General features: G+C 56.9%; 12 protein-coding genes. 10 read left to right on the top strand and 2 right to left on the bottom strand.

Annotation, left to right across the window (positions count from 1 at the left end):
* Positions 1 to 22 precede the first annotated feature (22 nt).
* Together CFT65_RS09470 and CFT65_RS09475 are read left to right on the top strand one after the other, a co-directional pair.
* Positions 23 to 1,246 carry a mechanosensitive ion channel family protein gene (locus tag CFT65_RS09470; protein WP_088827783.1) on the top strand — a complete coding sequence of 408 codons (1,224 nt, stop codon included), beginning with the start codon at positions 23 to 25 and terminating at the stop codon, positions 1,244 to 1,246.
* Positions 1,243 to 2,031 carry an S-methyl-5'-thioinosine phosphorylase gene (locus CFT65_RS09475; protein WP_088827784.1) on the top strand — a complete coding sequence of 263 codons (789 nt, stop codon included), beginning with the start codon at positions 1,243 to 1,245 and terminating at the stop codon, positions 2,029 to 2,031. The genes CFT65_RS09470 and CFT65_RS09475 overlap by 4 nt, the downstream gene beginning before the upstream one ends.
* Here CFT65_RS09475 and CFT65_RS09480 read toward each other — a convergent pair.
* Together CFT65_RS09480 and mfd are read right to left on the bottom strand one after the other, a co-directional pair.
* Complete coding sequence (locus CFT65_RS09480) at positions 2,006 to 2,833, bottom strand: CsiV family protein (RefSeq protein ID WP_088827785.1); 828 nt, start codon at positions 2,831 to 2,833, stop codon at positions 2,006 to 2,008. The genes CFT65_RS09475 and CFT65_RS09480 overlap by 26 nt on opposite strands.
* A 45-nt stretch (positions 2,834 to 2,878) precedes the next feature.
* On the bottom strand, positions 2,879 to 6,397 hold the full coding sequence (gene mfd / locus CFT65_RS09485; protein ID WP_088827786.1) for a transcription-repair coupling factor: 3,519 nt from the start codon (positions 6,395 to 6,397) through the stop codon (positions 2,879 to 2,881).
* Between the two features lie 221 nt (positions 6,398 to 6,618).
* Between mfd and CFT65_RS09490 the strand changes: the two genes are divergently transcribed.
* The 8 genes from CFT65_RS09490 to CFT65_RS09525 all read left to right on the top strand — a co-directional run bounded on the left by CFT65_RS09490 (position 6,619) and on the right by CFT65_RS09525 (position 15,312).
* Entirely contained in the window at positions 6,619 to 8,088 is a 1,470-nt protein-coding gene (locus tag CFT65_RS09490; RefSeq protein WP_088827787.1) for a glyceraldehyde-3-phosphate dehydrogenase, read from the top strand.
* A gap of 269 nt (positions 8,089 to 8,357) precedes the next feature.
* On the top strand, positions 8,358 to 9,704 hold the full coding sequence (locus CFT65_RS09495; RefSeq protein ID WP_088827788.1) for a Na(+)-translocating NADH-quinone reductase subunit A: 1,347 nt from the start codon (positions 8,358 to 8,360) through the stop codon (positions 9,702 to 9,704).
* Positions 9,705 to 9,708: 4 nt separating this feature from the next.
* Positions 9,709 to 10,917: an NADH:ubiquinone reductase (Na(+)-transporting) subunit B gene (locus CFT65_RS09500; RefSeq protein ID WP_088827789.1), complete on the top strand. Its 1,209-nt coding sequence runs from the start codon at positions 9,709 to 9,711 to the stop codon at positions 10,915 to 10,917.
* Positions 10,910 to 11,713 (top strand): Na(+)-translocating NADH-quinone reductase subunit C, encoded by an 804-nt coding sequence (locus CFT65_RS09505; RefSeq protein WP_088827790.1) that lies wholly within the window; start codon positions 10,910 to 10,912, stop codon positions 11,711 to 11,713. Before CFT65_RS09500 ends, CFT65_RS09505 begins: the two co-directional genes overlap by 8 nt.
* Positions 11,714 to 11,715: 2 nt before the next feature.
* Positions 11,716 to 12,381 (top strand): NADH:ubiquinone reductase (Na(+)-transporting) subunit D, encoded by a 666-nt coding sequence (locus tag CFT65_RS09510; RefSeq protein ID WP_008175066.1) that lies wholly within the window; start codon positions 11,716 to 11,718, stop codon positions 12,379 to 12,381.
* A complete protein-coding gene (gene nqrE / locus CFT65_RS09515) occupies positions 12,381 to 12,989 on the top strand; it encodes an NADH:ubiquinone reductase (Na(+)-transporting) subunit E (protein ID WP_014577568.1) in 609 nt (202 codons plus the stop codon). The genes CFT65_RS09510 and nqrE overlap by 1 nt, the downstream gene beginning before the upstream one ends.
* 37 nt (positions 12,990 to 13,026) lie before the next feature.
* Positions 13,027 to 14,253, top strand: a complete 1,227-nt coding sequence (gene nqrF, locus CFT65_RS09520; RefSeq protein ID WP_014577567.1) for an NADH:ubiquinone reductase (Na(+)-transporting) subunit F — start codon at positions 13,027 to 13,029, stop codon at positions 14,251 to 14,253.
* A gap of 9 nt (positions 14,254 to 14,262) precedes the next feature.
* Positions 14,263 to 15,312: an FAD:protein FMN transferase gene (locus CFT65_RS09525; RefSeq protein WP_088827791.1), complete on the top strand. Its 1,050-nt coding sequence runs from the start codon at positions 14,263 to 14,265 to the stop codon at positions 15,310 to 15,312.
* The last annotated feature ends 6 nt before the right edge of the window (positions 15,313 to 15,318 follow it).

Consider the following 15,318-nt stretch of genomic DNA (forward strand, 5'->3'; position numbering starts at 1 on the left):
CTTTCGAAACCAGAGGGATCCGATGATCGGGGATGTTATGGCCATGGTGAATGGCTGGATCGAGAATTTCGGGCTGCTGTCTGAGGCCTGGCGTGTCGGAATTGTCGTGTTTGCGCTGGTTTTCGGGACGGCCACGGTGGCCTACATCGCCAGCCACATTATCGCGGCGCTTGAGCGCAAATTCAGCCAGACCAAAAACCTCTTCGACGACGCGCTATTGCATGCGGCGCGCAAACCAGTTGTCGCATTCGTATGGCTGCAGGGTGTCTATTGGGCTGCGGAGGTAGCTCACAAATACTCGGAAGCAGAGATCTTCAAGGCCAATGAGTCTGTTCTGCAGATCGGTTTCATCTTTGTCCTGGTGTGGGCGGTATTGCGACTGATCAAGGAAGCGGAGGGGATTCTGGTGTCTCCTCTAAAGATGAAAGAGCCCATGGACTACACCACCGTTAATGCGGTGAGCAAGTTGTCCCGGGCTGTAGTCCTGATTACCGCGGTGCTGATTGCAATGCAGTCCTTGGGTTATAGCATTTCCGGCGTCCTGGCCTTCGGCGGCGTGGGCGGTATTGCTGTTGGCTTTGCCGCCAAGGACCTGCTGGCCAACTTTTTTGGCGGTTTTATCATTCATCTTGATCGACCATTCAAGGTCGGCGATTGGGTGCGCTCGCCGGATCGGAATATCGAGGGTACGGTCGAGCATATCGGCTGGCGTCTGACGACCATTCGTACCTTCGACAAGCGTCCGCTTTACGTGCCGAATGCCGCGTTTACCACCATTGCGGTAGAGAACCCCTCGCGCATGAGCAATCGTCGGATCTACGAGACCATTGGCATCCGCTATGCCGATGTCGGGCAGATGGCAACGATCGTGGAAGATATTAAAGCCATGCTTCAGCAGCATGAGGACATCGAGAGCGATGAGACCCTGATTGTGAACTTCCTGGCTTTCAATGCGTCGTCACTGGATATCATGGTTTATTGCTTTACCAAGACAACCCAGTGGGTTCCGTTCCATGGGGTGAAACAGGATGTGCTGCTGAAGATCAGCGATATTATTGAAGGGTACGGAGCCGAGGTGGCCTTCCCGACCCGGACTCTGCACTTGCCCGAGGGAGTTCGATTGTCCAGATCGCAGTCCGACGGCTCGGCAAATCAGAGTGGGGAAGCCTCCTCCGGGAAAAGTGCGCAGAAATCGCAGAATCGCCAGACCACCGGAGATGTAGAAGATTCAGGAGAGTCAGAATGACGTCACCGGAGAAAATGCATCCTGTAGGCATTATCGGTGGTACAGGCCTGACCACGTTGTCTGGCCTGGAAATCACTGGGGAGAACAAGGCAGGAACGACCTGGGGAATTCCTTCCGCGCCCCTGGTTGAGGGGCGGTTAGGTGATCAGCCGGTTATCTTCCTGTCGCGCCATGGTAATCCCCACCGTATCCCACCCCATCAGGTGAATTACCGGGCAAACCTCAAGGCCCTCTATGATGCCGGTGTCCGAACGGTGGTTGGCGTCAACGCCGTGGGCGGTATTCATGCGGATATGGGGCCTGCCCATGTGGTTGTTCCCGATCAGATTATCGATTACACCTGGGGGCGCGCCAGCACCTACTTCGAGGGGGATCTGGACTCGGTGACCCACATTGATTTCACCTGGCCCTACGATGAGAGTGCGCGTCAGATCCTGATCGATGCCGCCGGCGCAGAAAACGTGCCGTTTTCCGGTTTCGGGGTTTACGGCGCAACCCAGGGCCCGAGGCTGGAAACCGCGGCTGAAATCATCCGGATGGAACGGGACGGCTGCGATCTGGTGGGCATGACCGGTATGCCGGAAGCCGCGCTGGCGGCGGAACTGGGTATGCGCTACGTCTGTCTCGGTCTGGTGGTGAACTGGGCGGCCGGCAAATCCGACCACATTATTACCATGGCAGAGATTGAGGCGGCCATCGAGCAGGGCATGTCCGGTGTCAAACGGATTCTCGAAGTCTCGATGGCCGGCCTCGGTGTGCTTACTCCGTTGCCTCAATCTTCTTGAAGAACACTAGTACGCCGATGGTGGGGGAATCGAGGAAGTGGATTTCCTCACTGCGCATCCGGCGGGTTTCCCGGATCCAGGTTAACAATTCCAGGGGCGCGGGTTCAGCCAGCACGGGTAGTTGCTGACCGGCTGCTTCTCCGGTTGCTGCTGACATTGGGGCGGAGTCACTAGCGTCAGATGCGTCCGGGGCGGGGGGTGTTTCTTCAGAGAGCTCGGTCGCCGCCTCTGCAGGCAGCGCCGATGGCTCTTCCGCCAGTTGCCAGTGGTTGAGATGAACATTAACGTGCAGATAGCGTTGCCGGTCAATGGTTATGCGGCCCTCAACCTCGCGGGTGCGAGCCTCGTTGAGCCAGTCGCCTGCTTCAACCCGCAAGGGTATCCCCTCGTAATCCGGTGGAAACGCCTCGTACCAACCAGCAGCCACGAGCACACGATAACGGCCACTGCGTTCAAGTCTGGCAGCGGCGCTGGCTAGATGGAGATCGTTGCGGGGCGCCAGTTCCAGAGTGGTTTCCGTGGTGCCATTTTCAAGTACTGACCAGAGAACCTCCTCTGTTTCCGTCGGCTCCTCTACTGTGCGGCCAGACATCTGCTCATTAACAGACTCGGGTTCTGTAATCCGCTCAAGAATCACAAACTCGGCCCGGTAGTAGTCATCGGGAACGGGGGTGCCAGGCTCAAGGGGCAAGGTAGCCCGGTCAGGCTGCTGTGCAGCACCTGTGCCTGCAAAGCTCAGCAGGAGGGCTGCCAGGATGGCCCGGGTCGGGTATCGGCACCAGCGAATTCCATCAATTTGCAAGGGTCGTACTCCACATGTTGGTCGGCCGTTCATGAGCCGGACGCGTCATTTTTTAGCAGGCTCCAACTCGCCAAGCATCCGGGAAATGCCGTCGAGTTTACCACCGGTTGTGGCATCCTTCAGCCGAAAACGAAAGCTGTTGGCACCTTCGAGCCGGTACTGGTCCGGTGCGGATTGCACTTTTTTAACCAGAACCAGGGGATCGACTGGTGTAGAGCTGCCAAACTCGAGCCTCGCCCATTCCTTGCCGGCGTCTACTTTCACGATGCCAAGGGCTTCCGCACGGAGTCGAAGCTCGGTCTGGCGGATCAGGTTTTTGGCCGGATCCGGCAATAATCCGAACCGGTCGATCATTTCAACCTGAAGTTCTTTTAATGCTTCCGGGCTGTCCACGCTGGCAATCCGTTTGTAGAGCATCAGACGGTTATGGACATCCGGCAGGTAATCCTCGGGAATCAGCGCCGGGATTCTCAGGTTCATTTCAGTGCCGTGGCTCAGTGGCAGGTCGGCGTTCGGGGTTCGGCCCTCGCGAATCGCCTTGACGGCCTCGTCCAGCAGCTGCATGTAAAGGGTAAAGCCAATGCTTTCGATCTGCCCGCTCTGTTCTTCCCCCAATAACTCCCCGGCACCGCGGATTTCCAGATCGTGGGTGGCCAGCATGAAGCCGGCGCCCAGGTCCTGCGCCTCCGAAATCGCATCCAGACGCTTTTTGGCATCCGACGTAATCGATTTTGGCGGCGGCGTGAGCAGGTATGCGTAGGCCTGGTGGTGAGACCGGCCCACGCGACCCCGGAGTTGATGAAGCTGAGCCAGGCCGAACTTGTCGGCCCGCTCGATGATGATGGTGTTGGCACTGGGAACGTCGATGCCGGTTTCAATGATGGTCGAGCAAACCAGCACGTTGAAACGTTTGTGATAGAAGTCCGACATGATCCTTTCCAGATCCCGCTCCCGCATCTGGCCGTGGGCGACGCCCACGCGGGCTTCGGGAATGAGTGATCGGAGATCCTCTGCGGTTTTCTCGATGGTCGCCACATCGTTATGGAGGAAATAGACCTGACCGCCGCGGAGAATCTCCCGCAAGATGGCCTCCTTGACCATGGCGTTGTCTTTCTGGCGCACGAAGGTTTTCACCGAGAGTCGCCGTGCCGGTGGTGTTGCGATAATCGAGAGGTCTCTCAAGTGCCCCATAGCCATGTTCAGCGTCCGTGGAATTGGCGTGGCGGTCAGGTTCAGCATGTCGACTTCCGCTCGCAACGCTTTGAGCCTCTCCTTTTGCTGCACGCCAAAGCGGTGCTCTTCATCAATGATGACCAGTCCAAGATTCTTGAACTTGATGTCGCCCTGAAGCAGTTTGTGGGTCCCGATGACAATGTCCGCCTTGCCGTTCTCCACGGCCTCCAGGGCCTTGCTGGTCTGGCCCGCGGTGCGGAACCGGCTGAGCAGCTCAACCTGAACCGGCGTGTCCGAGAAGCGGTCCCGGAAGGATTCATAATGCTGCTGGGCAAGCAGGGTAGTGGGAACCAGAACCGCTACCTGTTTGCCGGACCATGTCGCCATGAACGCGGCGCGCATGGCGACCTCGGTTTTTCCGAAACCCACGTCACCGCACACCAGGCGGTCCATGGGGCGCTCACTGGTCATGTCTTCGAACACCGACTGGATGGCGACCTGCTGGTCCGGCGTTTCCTCGAACGGGAAGCCGGCGGCAAAAGCGCGATAGGCCTCCTTCGGATCCTCAAAGCTGAAGCCCTTGCGTGCTTCCCGGCGGGCGTAGACATCCAGCAGCTCGGCGGCCGTATCACGGATCTTCTCGAGGGCTTTCTGTTTGGCCGTGCTCCAGCGATCTGTTCCCAGTTTGTGCAGTGGCGCATGCTCGGTGTCATTGCCGGCATAGCGGGAAATAAGATGCAGGCTTGAAACCGGTACGTAGAGCTTGGAACCGCCGGCGTACTCAAGCATCAGAAACTCGCTGGCTTCGCCTTCGACAGTAATGGTCTCCAGACCCCGGTAGCGGCCCACGCCGTGGTCAATGTGAACCACCGGCGCACCAATCCGCAATTCCGACAGATCCCGGAAACCGGCATCGTCGGTTTCTGTGGGCTTTTCACGACGGCGTCGCTGCAACACCCGTTCTCCGAACAGGGCTGTCTCGGTAATCAGGGCAACGGAATGCGCGGGGAGCACAAGGCCTTGCTCCATCGGAGCAATGGTAATGGCCAGGGGGCTCTTTTTGTCTTCAAGGAAGGACTGCCAGCCAGAGAGGGTTTTCATCTCAAGGCCCTGCTCGGCAAGGTTCTCCATCAGGGCTTCTCGCCGACCGGAAGATTCGGCGCAGATCAGTACGTGGCCGTCGAACTCGCCGAGAAATCGCTTGAGACGACCGGCAGGATCTGAGGCCCGACCATCCATGGCGATGTCCGGCAGAGTTTCTGTCGGGCAATTCACCGACCCGGCGGAATCGTGGATTTCGGAGGAGACCGTTACCCTCGGGAAGGCTTTCAGGTGCCTGAACAGCTCTTCCTGCTGCAGGAAGAGGCGGGTAGGCGGCAGGATAGGCCGCAGGCGATCGTGGCGTCGGTCTTCGTACCGGTTGCGGGTTTCGCTGTCAAAATGGCTGACCGCATCGTTCAGTCCGTCGGCGGTAAAGACATGGGTGGCACCGGGCAGATAGTCGAACAGGGTTGCCGTCTCGTCGAAGAACAGCGGCAGGTAGTACTCGATACCCGGCGGGGTGATGCCGTGTGTTACGTCCTGGTAGATGGGCGTGTCCTTGTCGGCCTCCGGGAACTGTTCGAACCAGCGGCTTCGGAACCCCGATCGTGCCTCCTTGTGCCAGGGGAATTCGAAAGCGGGCAGCAGCTCAATGCGGTCAATGCGGTCGATCGAGCGCTGGGTTTCGGGATCGAACGTGCGGAGGGTTTCGATCTCATCGTCGAACAGATCAATCCGGTAAGGCTGGCTGGCGCCCATGGGGAAAATGTCCAGTATGGCACCCCGGACAGCGTATTCGCCGTGTTCGTAAACGTTCTCGGCGTGGCGGTAACCTGCGGCTTCCAGCTGCATTCGCCAGTTATCTATAGCCAGGGACTGTCCCACTTCCAGGAGCAGAGTATTGCCCTGAAGGTAGTTTACCGGCGGCAGCCTGTGCATCAGGGTTCGTGCCGGAACCACCAGAACTCCATGACTGGTGGAGGGCAGGCGGTGCAACGTCCGGATTCGCCGGGAGATGATGTCCTGATGAGGCGAGAACAGATCATAGGGCAGGGTTTCCCAGTCTGGCAGGGAGAGCAGCTCCAGCCCGTCGTCGCTCACCGCCGGGCCATCTTCTTCTGGAGGCAGCCCGAGGAAGAAGCGCATGGCCTGTTCAAGCCGGATGGCGTCGGCGGTGCTGCGGGTGATGACCAATGTCAGACCCTTGTGCGCGCGGGCACTCTCACAGATGGCCAGCGCGTCACTGCTGCCGTGCAATTGACCCCATGTTCTGTGATCGGCCGGCCGCGTTGGAAATTCGGGGGCAATCATTGGTCGGGGCGACGGGCGTGTGCTGGCACCTTGGCTCATGGGCGGTCTGGCTCTCCTGCTGTGGATGTCCGGGCGGCGGTAAGGCGCGTATTCTAACGCTCGCGCCCGGCACTGTCATGGCGCCCGCGCTCCGGTCAGCGCTTGCTTAATTGGCAAGCGCGTCCTATACGAAGGTCATGGCCTGCCGTATTTGCGGTCGACCGGATTAAATTGGATAATGTGCGCCCCAATTTCCCAGTGCCAACTGCAGAGGTTCAAGCGTGAGTCACGAACAGATCAATCAGCACCTGTCCAACTGGACAGAAAGAGAATCCACCGCGGAAGCCATGATTCCGCTGATCGGCCGCCTCTACCGCAAGAATAATGTGGTTACTTCTGTATACGGCCGCGCCATCATCAACCAGTCGGTTATTGATATCATCCGCGCCCACCGCTTTGTGCGTCAGGTTGAAGACAGCGAGCTCTCTGTTCACGACACCCTGCCGATCCTGCAGGCCATGGACAAGCTTGATCTTGGTCGGGCCCACGTGGATATCGGCAAGCTGGCGGTCAAGTTCAAGGACGAAGGTGGTGATCTCACCGAATTTCTGAAGCGCGAAATCGGTGCGGTTGTCGGGCAGTACGCCGCACAGTCTGAAGAAGACGCCCATAACGACACCAAAGACGTTGTCCTGTATGGCTTCGGCCGTATCGGTCGTCTTCTGGCGCGAATCCTGATTGAGAAAGCGGGCGGCGGTAACAACCTGCGCCTCCGCGCGATTGTCGTTCGTCAGGGCGGTGCGGAAAACGATCTTGAGAAGCGTGCCAGCCTGCTGCGTCGTGACTCTGTGCACGGGCCGTTCGATGGCACCATAACGGTTGATGAAAAAGAATCCGCCCTGATTGCCAACGGCAACTACATCAAGGTGATTTATTCGGACGGACCGGACAAGGTGGACTACACCGAGTACGGCATCAATAACGCCATTGTGATCGATAACACCGGTAAGTGGCGTGATGAAGCGGGGCTTGGCCTCCATCTGAAATCGAAGGGCGTCAGCCGCGTTATCCTGACCGCTCCGGGCAAAGGCGACATCAAGAACATCGTTTATGGCATCAACAACGACTGGATCACCGACGAAGACAAGATCCTGTCAGCGGCCTCCTGTACCACCAACGCCATCACCCCCGTACTGAAGGCGATTGAGGACGAGTACGGCATCGAAGACGGTCATGTCGAGACCGTTCACTCCTACACCAATGACCAGAACCTGATTGATAACTACCACAAGGGCAGCCGTCGTGGACGCAGTGCGGCGCTGAACATGGTAATTACCGAGACAGGCGCTGCTAAAGCCGTCGCCAAGGCGCTGCCGGTTCTGAAAGGCAAGCTGACCGGCAATGCGATCCGGGTGCCAACGCCGAACGTTTCCATGGCGATCCTGAATCTCAACCTCAAGAAAGACGTTGATGTGGAAGGTGTTAACGAATATCTGCGGGATATGGCTCTGCACTCGGAGCTGCAGAAGCAGATCGACTTCGTGAACTCTCCGGAAGTGGTTTCCACCGACTTTGTTGGTTCCCGCCACGCCGGTATTGTTGATGCCCAGGCAACGATTGCCAGCGGTAAGCGTCTGATTCTGTATGTCTGGTACGACAACGAATTCGGCTACAGCGCCCAGGTCGTCCGTGTGGTAAACCAGATGGCGGGCGTAAATTACCCGATCTTCCCCAAACGTGCGAGAGACTGAGCACATTGCACCGATCTGGTGAGATAAAGGTATTCAAAAACCCCGGCAGCGCTGGCTGCCGGGGTTTTTGTTTTTATAGCCATTTGCCAGGCTCGATTAGCTGTCGGCTTTTAACCGGTTCCGGTTTCTGGTGGAAATAGGATTCCTTAATCTCTATAATTGGCGCGATTTTGGGTACGTCTGGCACTCCGTTTCTCATGGTTTTTCTGGGCCGCAGGTGTCGGGCGTTACGAATCCATTGCAAAGTTTCTGATGATTGGATGAGGCTAATGATCAAGATCAAAAAAGGCCTGGATCTTCCCATCAGCGGCGCTCCCGAGCAGACCATTACAGACGGCAAACCCGTTCGCCACGTGGCGTTGATCGGTTTTGACTATATCGGCATGAAGCCGACGATGGCTGTGAAAGAGGGGGACCGTGTCAAACGCGGTACGCTGCTGTTCACGGACAAGAAGACCGAAGGCGTTCGTTATACTTCACCCGCCGCGGGCGTTGTGAAAGAGATCAACCGTGGTGAGCGTCGGGTATTCCAGTCCATCGTCATCGAAATTGATGGCGATGAGGCTGAGACCTTTGCGCGCTACAGCGAAGCGGATCTTGCCGGCCTGGAGCGCCAGCAGGTAGTCGATAATCTGGTGGAGTCCGGGCTCTGGACCGCATTCAAGACGCGTCCGTATAGCAAGGTTCCCGAGATTGATTCCGCTCCCCATTCCATTTTTGTTTCGGTTATGGACACCAATCCGCTGGCAGCGGACCCGACGGTTATCATTGGCGAGAACAGCGAGGCGTTTGAAAAAGGCCTCACGATCCTCGCCAGGCTGACCACCGGCAAGGTCTTTGTTACCGGCAAGCCGGGATCCAACGTCGCGGTTCCCAAGTCCGATGCTGTCGAGGTGCACCAGTTTGATGGCAAGCATCCCGCGGGTAATGTGGGCACCCACATTCATCATCTGGATCCGGTGTCCGGCAGCAAGACCGTCTGGAGTATCAATTACCAGGACGTCATCGACATCGCGAAGCTGTTTGAATCCGGAGAAGTGCCGGTGGAACGTATCGTGGCGATTGGTGGCCCCAAGGCACTGAATCCTCGCCTGGTGCGTACCCGCCTGGGTGCCAGTCTCGCGGAACTTTTGGAAGGTGAAGCTGCCACAGACTGCGAAGTCCGGGCGATTTCCGGCTCTGTTTTCGGTGGTCGCCGCGGCGACGGCCCTTGCGCGTACCTTGGCCGGTTTGCCAATCAGGTATCCGTGCTCGAAGAGGGCAACAAGCGCGAGTTCATGGGCTGGCTTTCTCCGGGGCCGAATCGGTTCTCGGTGCTTAACATCTATTTGTCCAAACTGGCCAGTGGCAAGCTTTTCAACTTCACCACCACTACCAATGGTAGTGAGCGGGCAATGGTTCCGGTCGGCGCGTACGAGCAGATCATGCCTCTGGATATTCTGCCAACGCAGCTGCTGCGTTCGCTGATTGTCGGCGACACAGAGATGGCACAGAAGCTCGGTGCGCTGGAGCTGGATGAAGAAGATCTGGCACTGTGCACGTTCGTGTGCCCGGGCAAATATGAATACGGTCCGATTCTCCGCGAGAACCTGACCAGAATCGAGATCGAGGGCTAACACGATGGCTATCAGACAGTTTCTCGATGGAATCGAGCATCACTTTGAAAAGGGTGGCAAGTACGAGCGCTGGTACGCTTTGTACGAGGCCGTAGACACCATTTTCTACACGCCAGGTAAGGTGACTTCCACAACCGCTCACGTTCGCGACGGGGTAGACCTGAAGCGCATCATGATCACGGTGTGGATGTGTACTTTCCCGGCTATGTTCTTCGGTATGTGGAACATTGGTTTTCAGGCCAATAGCTATCTGGCAGCCACGCCGGATGCCATGGTCGGCGATGGCGGTTTACGTACCGCCTTTATAACTGCACTCGCCTCGACCGGAGCAGGTGCCGGCGTCCTGGATAATTTCATCTATGGAATGGCTTACTTTATTCCGATCTACGCTGTCACATTTATTGTGGGCGGATTTTGGGAAGTGCTGTTTGCAACTGTGCGCCGTCATGAAGTGAATGAAGGCTTCTTCGTCACATCGGTGCTGTTCGCTCTGATCTGTCCGCCCACCATCCCGCTATGGCAGGTGGCTCTGGGTATTACCTTCGGTGTTGTGATCGGTAAGGAAGTGTTTGGCGGTACTGGCAAGAACTTCCTGAACCCGGCACTGACTGGTCGCGCGTTTCTGTACTTTGCCTACCCGGCACAGATATCCGGCGACACAGTGTGGACCGCTGTTGATGGCTTCAGTGGCGCCACGGCGCTGAGCTGGGCCGCAAGCGGCGGCCTGGAAGCCCTTGAAACCCAGATCGGCTGGATGAGTGCGTTCATGGGTACGATTCAGGGTTCCATGGGTGAAACCTCAACCTTGGCGGTGCTCATCGGTGGTTTGATCCTGCTGGCCATGAAAATTGCCAGCTACCGGATTGTTGGCGGTGTGCTGATCGGCATGATCGGCATGTCGCTGCTGTTGAACATTATCGGGTCTGAAACCAACCCGATGTTCGCGATTCCGGCGCATTGGCACCTGGTCATGGGCGGTTTTGCCTTCGGGATGATGTTCATGGCAACCGATCCGGTTTCCGCGGCAATGACCAACACAGGCCGCTGGTGCTTCGGCATACTGGTGGGTGTAATGACAATCCTGATTCGCGTCATCAACCCGGCCTTCCCGGAAGGCATCATGTTGGCCATCCTGTTCGCTAACCTGTTCGCGCCGCTGATGGACCATTACGTGGTTCAGGCGAACATCAAACGGAGGCTTGCTCGTGGCTAAAGCTAAAGAAACCGTCTCCCGCACGCTGATTGTTGCGCTGGTGCTGAGTATAGCGTTCTCTGTCGTGGTCTCCACGGCAGCAGTTCTGCTGCGCCCGGCCCAGATTCAGAACCAGAACCTGGATATCAAGACCAATATTCTGTCTGCCGCCGGCATGTTGGAGTCCGGCTCCAGCGCCGAGCAGATTGAAGAAGCGTTTGCGCGTTTTGATGTTCGCCTGGTCGACCTCGACACCGGTGAATTCGTCGAACCTTCCGACGTGGGTGTCCAGGATCCGATGAAATACGACATGTACAGGGCTGCTTCCGATCCGCAGATGTCTACCAACATTCCGTCGTCGCAAGACAAGGCCGGCATCAAGCGCCGCCCGAATGTTGCCAAGGTCTACACCATGAGCGAGAACGGCCAGATCAACCGCGTGGTTCTTCCGATCCACGGCTACGGGCTCTGGTCCACGCTGTACGGCTTCATTTCTCTTGAGGGTGATCTGAACACCATCGAAGGTCTGGGTTTCTATGCACATGCAGAAACTCCGGGTCTTGGTGGTGAAGTGGACAACCCGCGCTGGAAGCGCCAGTGGGTTGGCAAGGAGGTCTACAACGAAGACCGTTCCGAGCCCCAGGTGCGACTGGTCAAGGGCGGTGTTGGCGCCGATGCGCAGGACAAGGAGCATAAGGTTGATGCTCTCTCCGGTGCTACGCTGACAAGCCGCGGCGTTGAGCAACTGGTCAACTACTGGATGGGCGACCGCGGGTACGCGCCGTTCCTGCAAAAACTTCGTGAAGGGGAGGTCTGATCATGGCAGATGCATCAGCCAAACAGGTTCTCTTCGAACCGATCTTCAGCAATAACCCGATTGCCCTGCAGATTCTGGGCATTTGTTCAGCGCTGGCGGTAACCACCAGCATGAACGTTACTCTTGTTATGTGTGCAGCGGTTATTGCCGTTACCGCATTTTCCAACCTCGCGGTGTCGCTGGTACGTACCCAGATTCCGGGCAGTATCCGGATCATCGTGCAGATGACCATTATCGCCTCACTGGTAATCGTGGTTGACCAGGTGCTCAAGGCCTATGCCTATGAGATTTCCAAGCAGCTGTCGGTGTTTGTTGGTCTTATTATCACCAACTGCATCGTCATGGGTCGCGCGGAAGGCTTCGCCATGAAGAACGGCCCCTGGCTGAGCTTCCTGGACGGCGTCGGTAACGGTCTGGGTTACTCCGTACTCCTGATCTTTGTTGCCTTCTTCCGTGAACTGCTGGGTGCTGGTTCCCTGTTCGGCGTGTCCCTGATGCCGGTGGTCAACGAAGGCGGCTGGTACATTCCGAACGGTTTGTTGCTGCTGCCGCCGAGTGCGTTCTTCATCATCGGCCTGGCTATCTGGGGTCTGCGGACCTGGAAGCCGGAGCAGGTTGAAGAGCCTGACTACAAAATGTCACGTCATGTCGCCAAGGAGGCCTTCTGATGGAACATTATATCAGTCTGATTCTGAAGGCAGTTTTCGTTGAAAACATGGCTCTGGCGTTCTTCCTGGGGATGTGTACTTTTCTGGCCATCTCCAAGAAGATCGAGGCTGCGACTGGTCTTGGCATCGCCGTTGTTGTAGTGCTGACGGTAACCGTTCCGGTGAACAACCTGCTTTACAACACCATCCTTCGTGAAGGTGCTCTGGACTGGGCAGGTCTGCCAAATGTCGACTTGAGCTTTCTCGGATTGCTGACGTATATCGGTGTAATCGCGGCTATTGTCCAGATCATGGAAATGGTGCTGGACAAGTACATTCCTGCGCTCTATGCAGCTCTGGGTGTATTCCTGCCACTGATCACAGTGAACTGCGCCATCCTTGGTGCCTCGCTGTTCATGGTGGAGCGTGACTACACCTTCGGCGAGAGTGTGGTGTATGGCTTCGGTGCCGGCCTCGGCTGGGCTCTGGCGATCATTGCCCTGGCGGGTATCCGCGAGAAGTTGAAGTACAGTGACGTTCCGGAAGGCCTGCGTGGCCTGGGTATCACCTTCATTACCGTTGGTTTGATGTCCCTGGGCTTCATGTCCTTCTCCGGTATCTCACTGTAATTCACCCGGTGATTCGGTTTAACGAAAAGGCGAGACCATGAATACAGAAATTATTCTCGGCGTGGTCATGTTCACCGTTATCGTTCTGGCCCTGGTCGCAGTGATTCTTGCGGCCCGGTCCAGGCTGGTAAGCACCGGTGATGTGACCATTGAGATCAACGATGATCCCGAACATACGCTGAAGACCGAAGCCGGCGGCAAGCTGCTCGGTACTCTGGCGAACAGTGGCATTTTCCTGTCTTCTGCCTGTGGTGGCGGTGGTACCTGTGCCCAGTGCAAGTGCAAGGTCCTTGAGGGCGGCGGCGCCATGCTGCCAACGGAGAAGACCCACTTCACTAACCGTGAAGAGAAAGAAGGCTGGCGCCTGTCCTGTCAGGTTCCTGTTAAACAGGACATGAAGGTGGAAGTGCCTGAGGAATTCTTCGGCGTGAAGAAGTGGGAATGCGAGGTTGTCTCCAACCACAACGTGGCTACCTTCATCAAAGAACTCGTACTCAAGTTGCCTGAAGGCGAGGAAGTGGACTTCCGGGCCGGTGGTTACGTTCAGCTCGAGTGCCCTCCCTACGAAATTGACTTCAAGGATTTTGATATCGAGGAAGAGTTCCACGAGGACTGGGACAAGCACAACATTTGGCGCTACAAGGCGGTCAACAAGGAAGAGACCATCCGGGCCTATTCTATGGCGAACTACCCGGAAGAGAAGGGTGTTCTCAAGTTCAACATCCGTATCGCCACGCCGCCTCCTGGCACAGACCACAATCCGGGCATCATGTCGAGCTACGTGTTCAACCTGAAGCCGGGTGACAAGGTTACCGTGATGGGGCCATTCGGTGAATTCTTCGCCAAGAAGACCGACGCCGAGATGGTATTTATCGGTGGTGGTGCCGGTATGGCGCCAATGCGTTCCCATATCTTTGATCAGCTCAAGCGTCTGAACTCCAAGCGCAAGATCAGCTTCTGGTACGGCGCGCGAAGCGTTCGCGAAATGTTCTACGTGGAAGATTTCGACGGGCTGCAGGAAGAGAACGACAACTTCGAGTGGCACGTTGCACTTTCCGATGCGCTGCCCGAAGACAATTGGGAAGGCCCCACCGGGTTTATCCATAACGTGTTGTATGAAAACTATCTGAAGGACCATCCGGCTCCGGAAGATTGCGAGTACTATATGTGTGGGCCCCCAATCATGAACGCCTCCTGCATCAAGATGCTCAAAGATCTGGGTGTAGAGGACGAAAACATCATGCTGGATGACTTTGGAGGCTAAGCAGTCCTGATGACATTCAGCATGTTACGACCCGCCAGGGTGGCCTTGGCCAGCGCTTTTATAGCGTTGGCCCTTGCCGTTCTGGCGGGTTGTTCGTTTGAGCCAGAAGAAAAAATCTGGGAAATCTCCGGCCCTGTTTTCGGTACCAGTTACCACATCAATGTCATATTGACCGAGGATCAGCAGAGGCTTGAGACTCTCGCAAGTGGCATTGACGAGGTGCTGGAGGGTGTTGACGCGTCGATGTCGACGTGGCGCGACGATTCGGAGTTATCCCGCTTCAATCAACTATCCGATCAGTCCGAGTGGATCCCCGTCTCAGCCCGGTTGTTTCAGGTGCTCCAGAAGGCCGATGAGATATCAACGATGACCGATGGCGCTTTCGATGTAACGATCGGGCCTGTTGTGAATCTATGGGGGTTTGGGCCCCAGGCACGGCCGGAACAGATTCCGTCGAGAGAATCGCTCACGAACGCCCTTGCCGCGACCGGCTTCGAAAAGCTTGAGTTGCGGGCAGATCCGCCAGCCGTGCGTGCGACACCACCGCAATATGTGGACCTGTCGGCCATTGCCAAGGGTTATGGTGTGGACGCAGTTGCTCGCTTTCTCGAGAGTGAAGGCGTAGAGGCTTATCTGGTGGAGATCGGCGGAGAAGTTCGGGTCAATGGTCGGAAACCGGATGGTAGCACCTGGCGTCTGGCCATCGAACAGCCGATGTCTGAGGGGCGCCAGGTCAACCGGGTGGTGGCGCTGGAATCACGCGCTATGGCAACATCGGGTGATTATCGTAACTATTACGAATCGGAAGGGCGTCGCTATTCCCATACAATAGACCCTGCGACTGGTGAACCGATTGCACACAAGCTGGCATCGGTCACCGTTATCGCAGACGATTGTATGACAGCAGACGCTCTGGCGACCGGCTTTAATGTGATGGGCTACGAGCGGGCCAATGAGGTCGCGGTGAGGGAAAATATCCCGGCCTATTTTATTGTCAGGACGGAAGAGGGCTTCGAGACGCACCAGACGCCGGCCTTTTCGTCCTACGTGACTCAATGAGGGGAG

Source organism: Marinobacter sp. es.048 (assembly GCF_900188435.1).
In the GTDB taxonomy this organism is placed as follows: domain Bacteria; phylum Pseudomonadota; class Gammaproteobacteria; order Pseudomonadales; family Oleiphilaceae; genus Marinobacter.

Coding starts and splice junctions, on each gene's coding strand:
- CFT65_RS09475 (WP_088827784.1), top strand. CDS start 1,243: ATGACGTCACCGGAGAAAATGCATCCTGTAGGCATTATCGGTGGTACA.
- nqrF (WP_014577567.1), top strand. CDS start 13,027: ATGAATACAGAAATTATTCTCGGCGTGGTCATGTTCACCGTTATCGTT.
- nqrE (WP_014577568.1), top strand. CDS start 12,381: ATGGAACATTATATCAGTCTGATTCTGAAGGCAGTTTTCGTTGAAAAC.
- CFT65_RS09510 (WP_008175066.1), top strand. CDS start 11,716: ATGGCAGATGCATCAGCCAAACAGGTTCTCTTCGAACCGATCTTCAGC.
- CFT65_RS09500 (WP_088827789.1), top strand. CDS start 9,709: ATGGCTATCAGACAGTTTCTCGATGGAATCGAGCATCACTTTGAAAAG.
- CFT65_RS09525 (WP_088827791.1), top strand. CDS start 14,263: ATGACATTCAGCATGTTACGACCCGCCAGGGTGGCCTTGGCCAGCGCT.
- CFT65_RS09495 (WP_088827788.1), top strand. CDS start 8,358: ATGATCAAGATCAAAAAAGGCCTGGATCTTCCCATCAGCGGCGCTCCC.
- CFT65_RS09470 (WP_088827783.1), top strand. CDS start 23: ATGATCGGGGATGTTATGGCCATGGTGAATGGCTGGATCGAGAATTTC.
- mfd (WP_088827786.1), bottom strand. CDS start 6,397: ATGAGCCAAGGTGCCAGCACACGCCCGTCGCCCCGACCAATGATTGCC.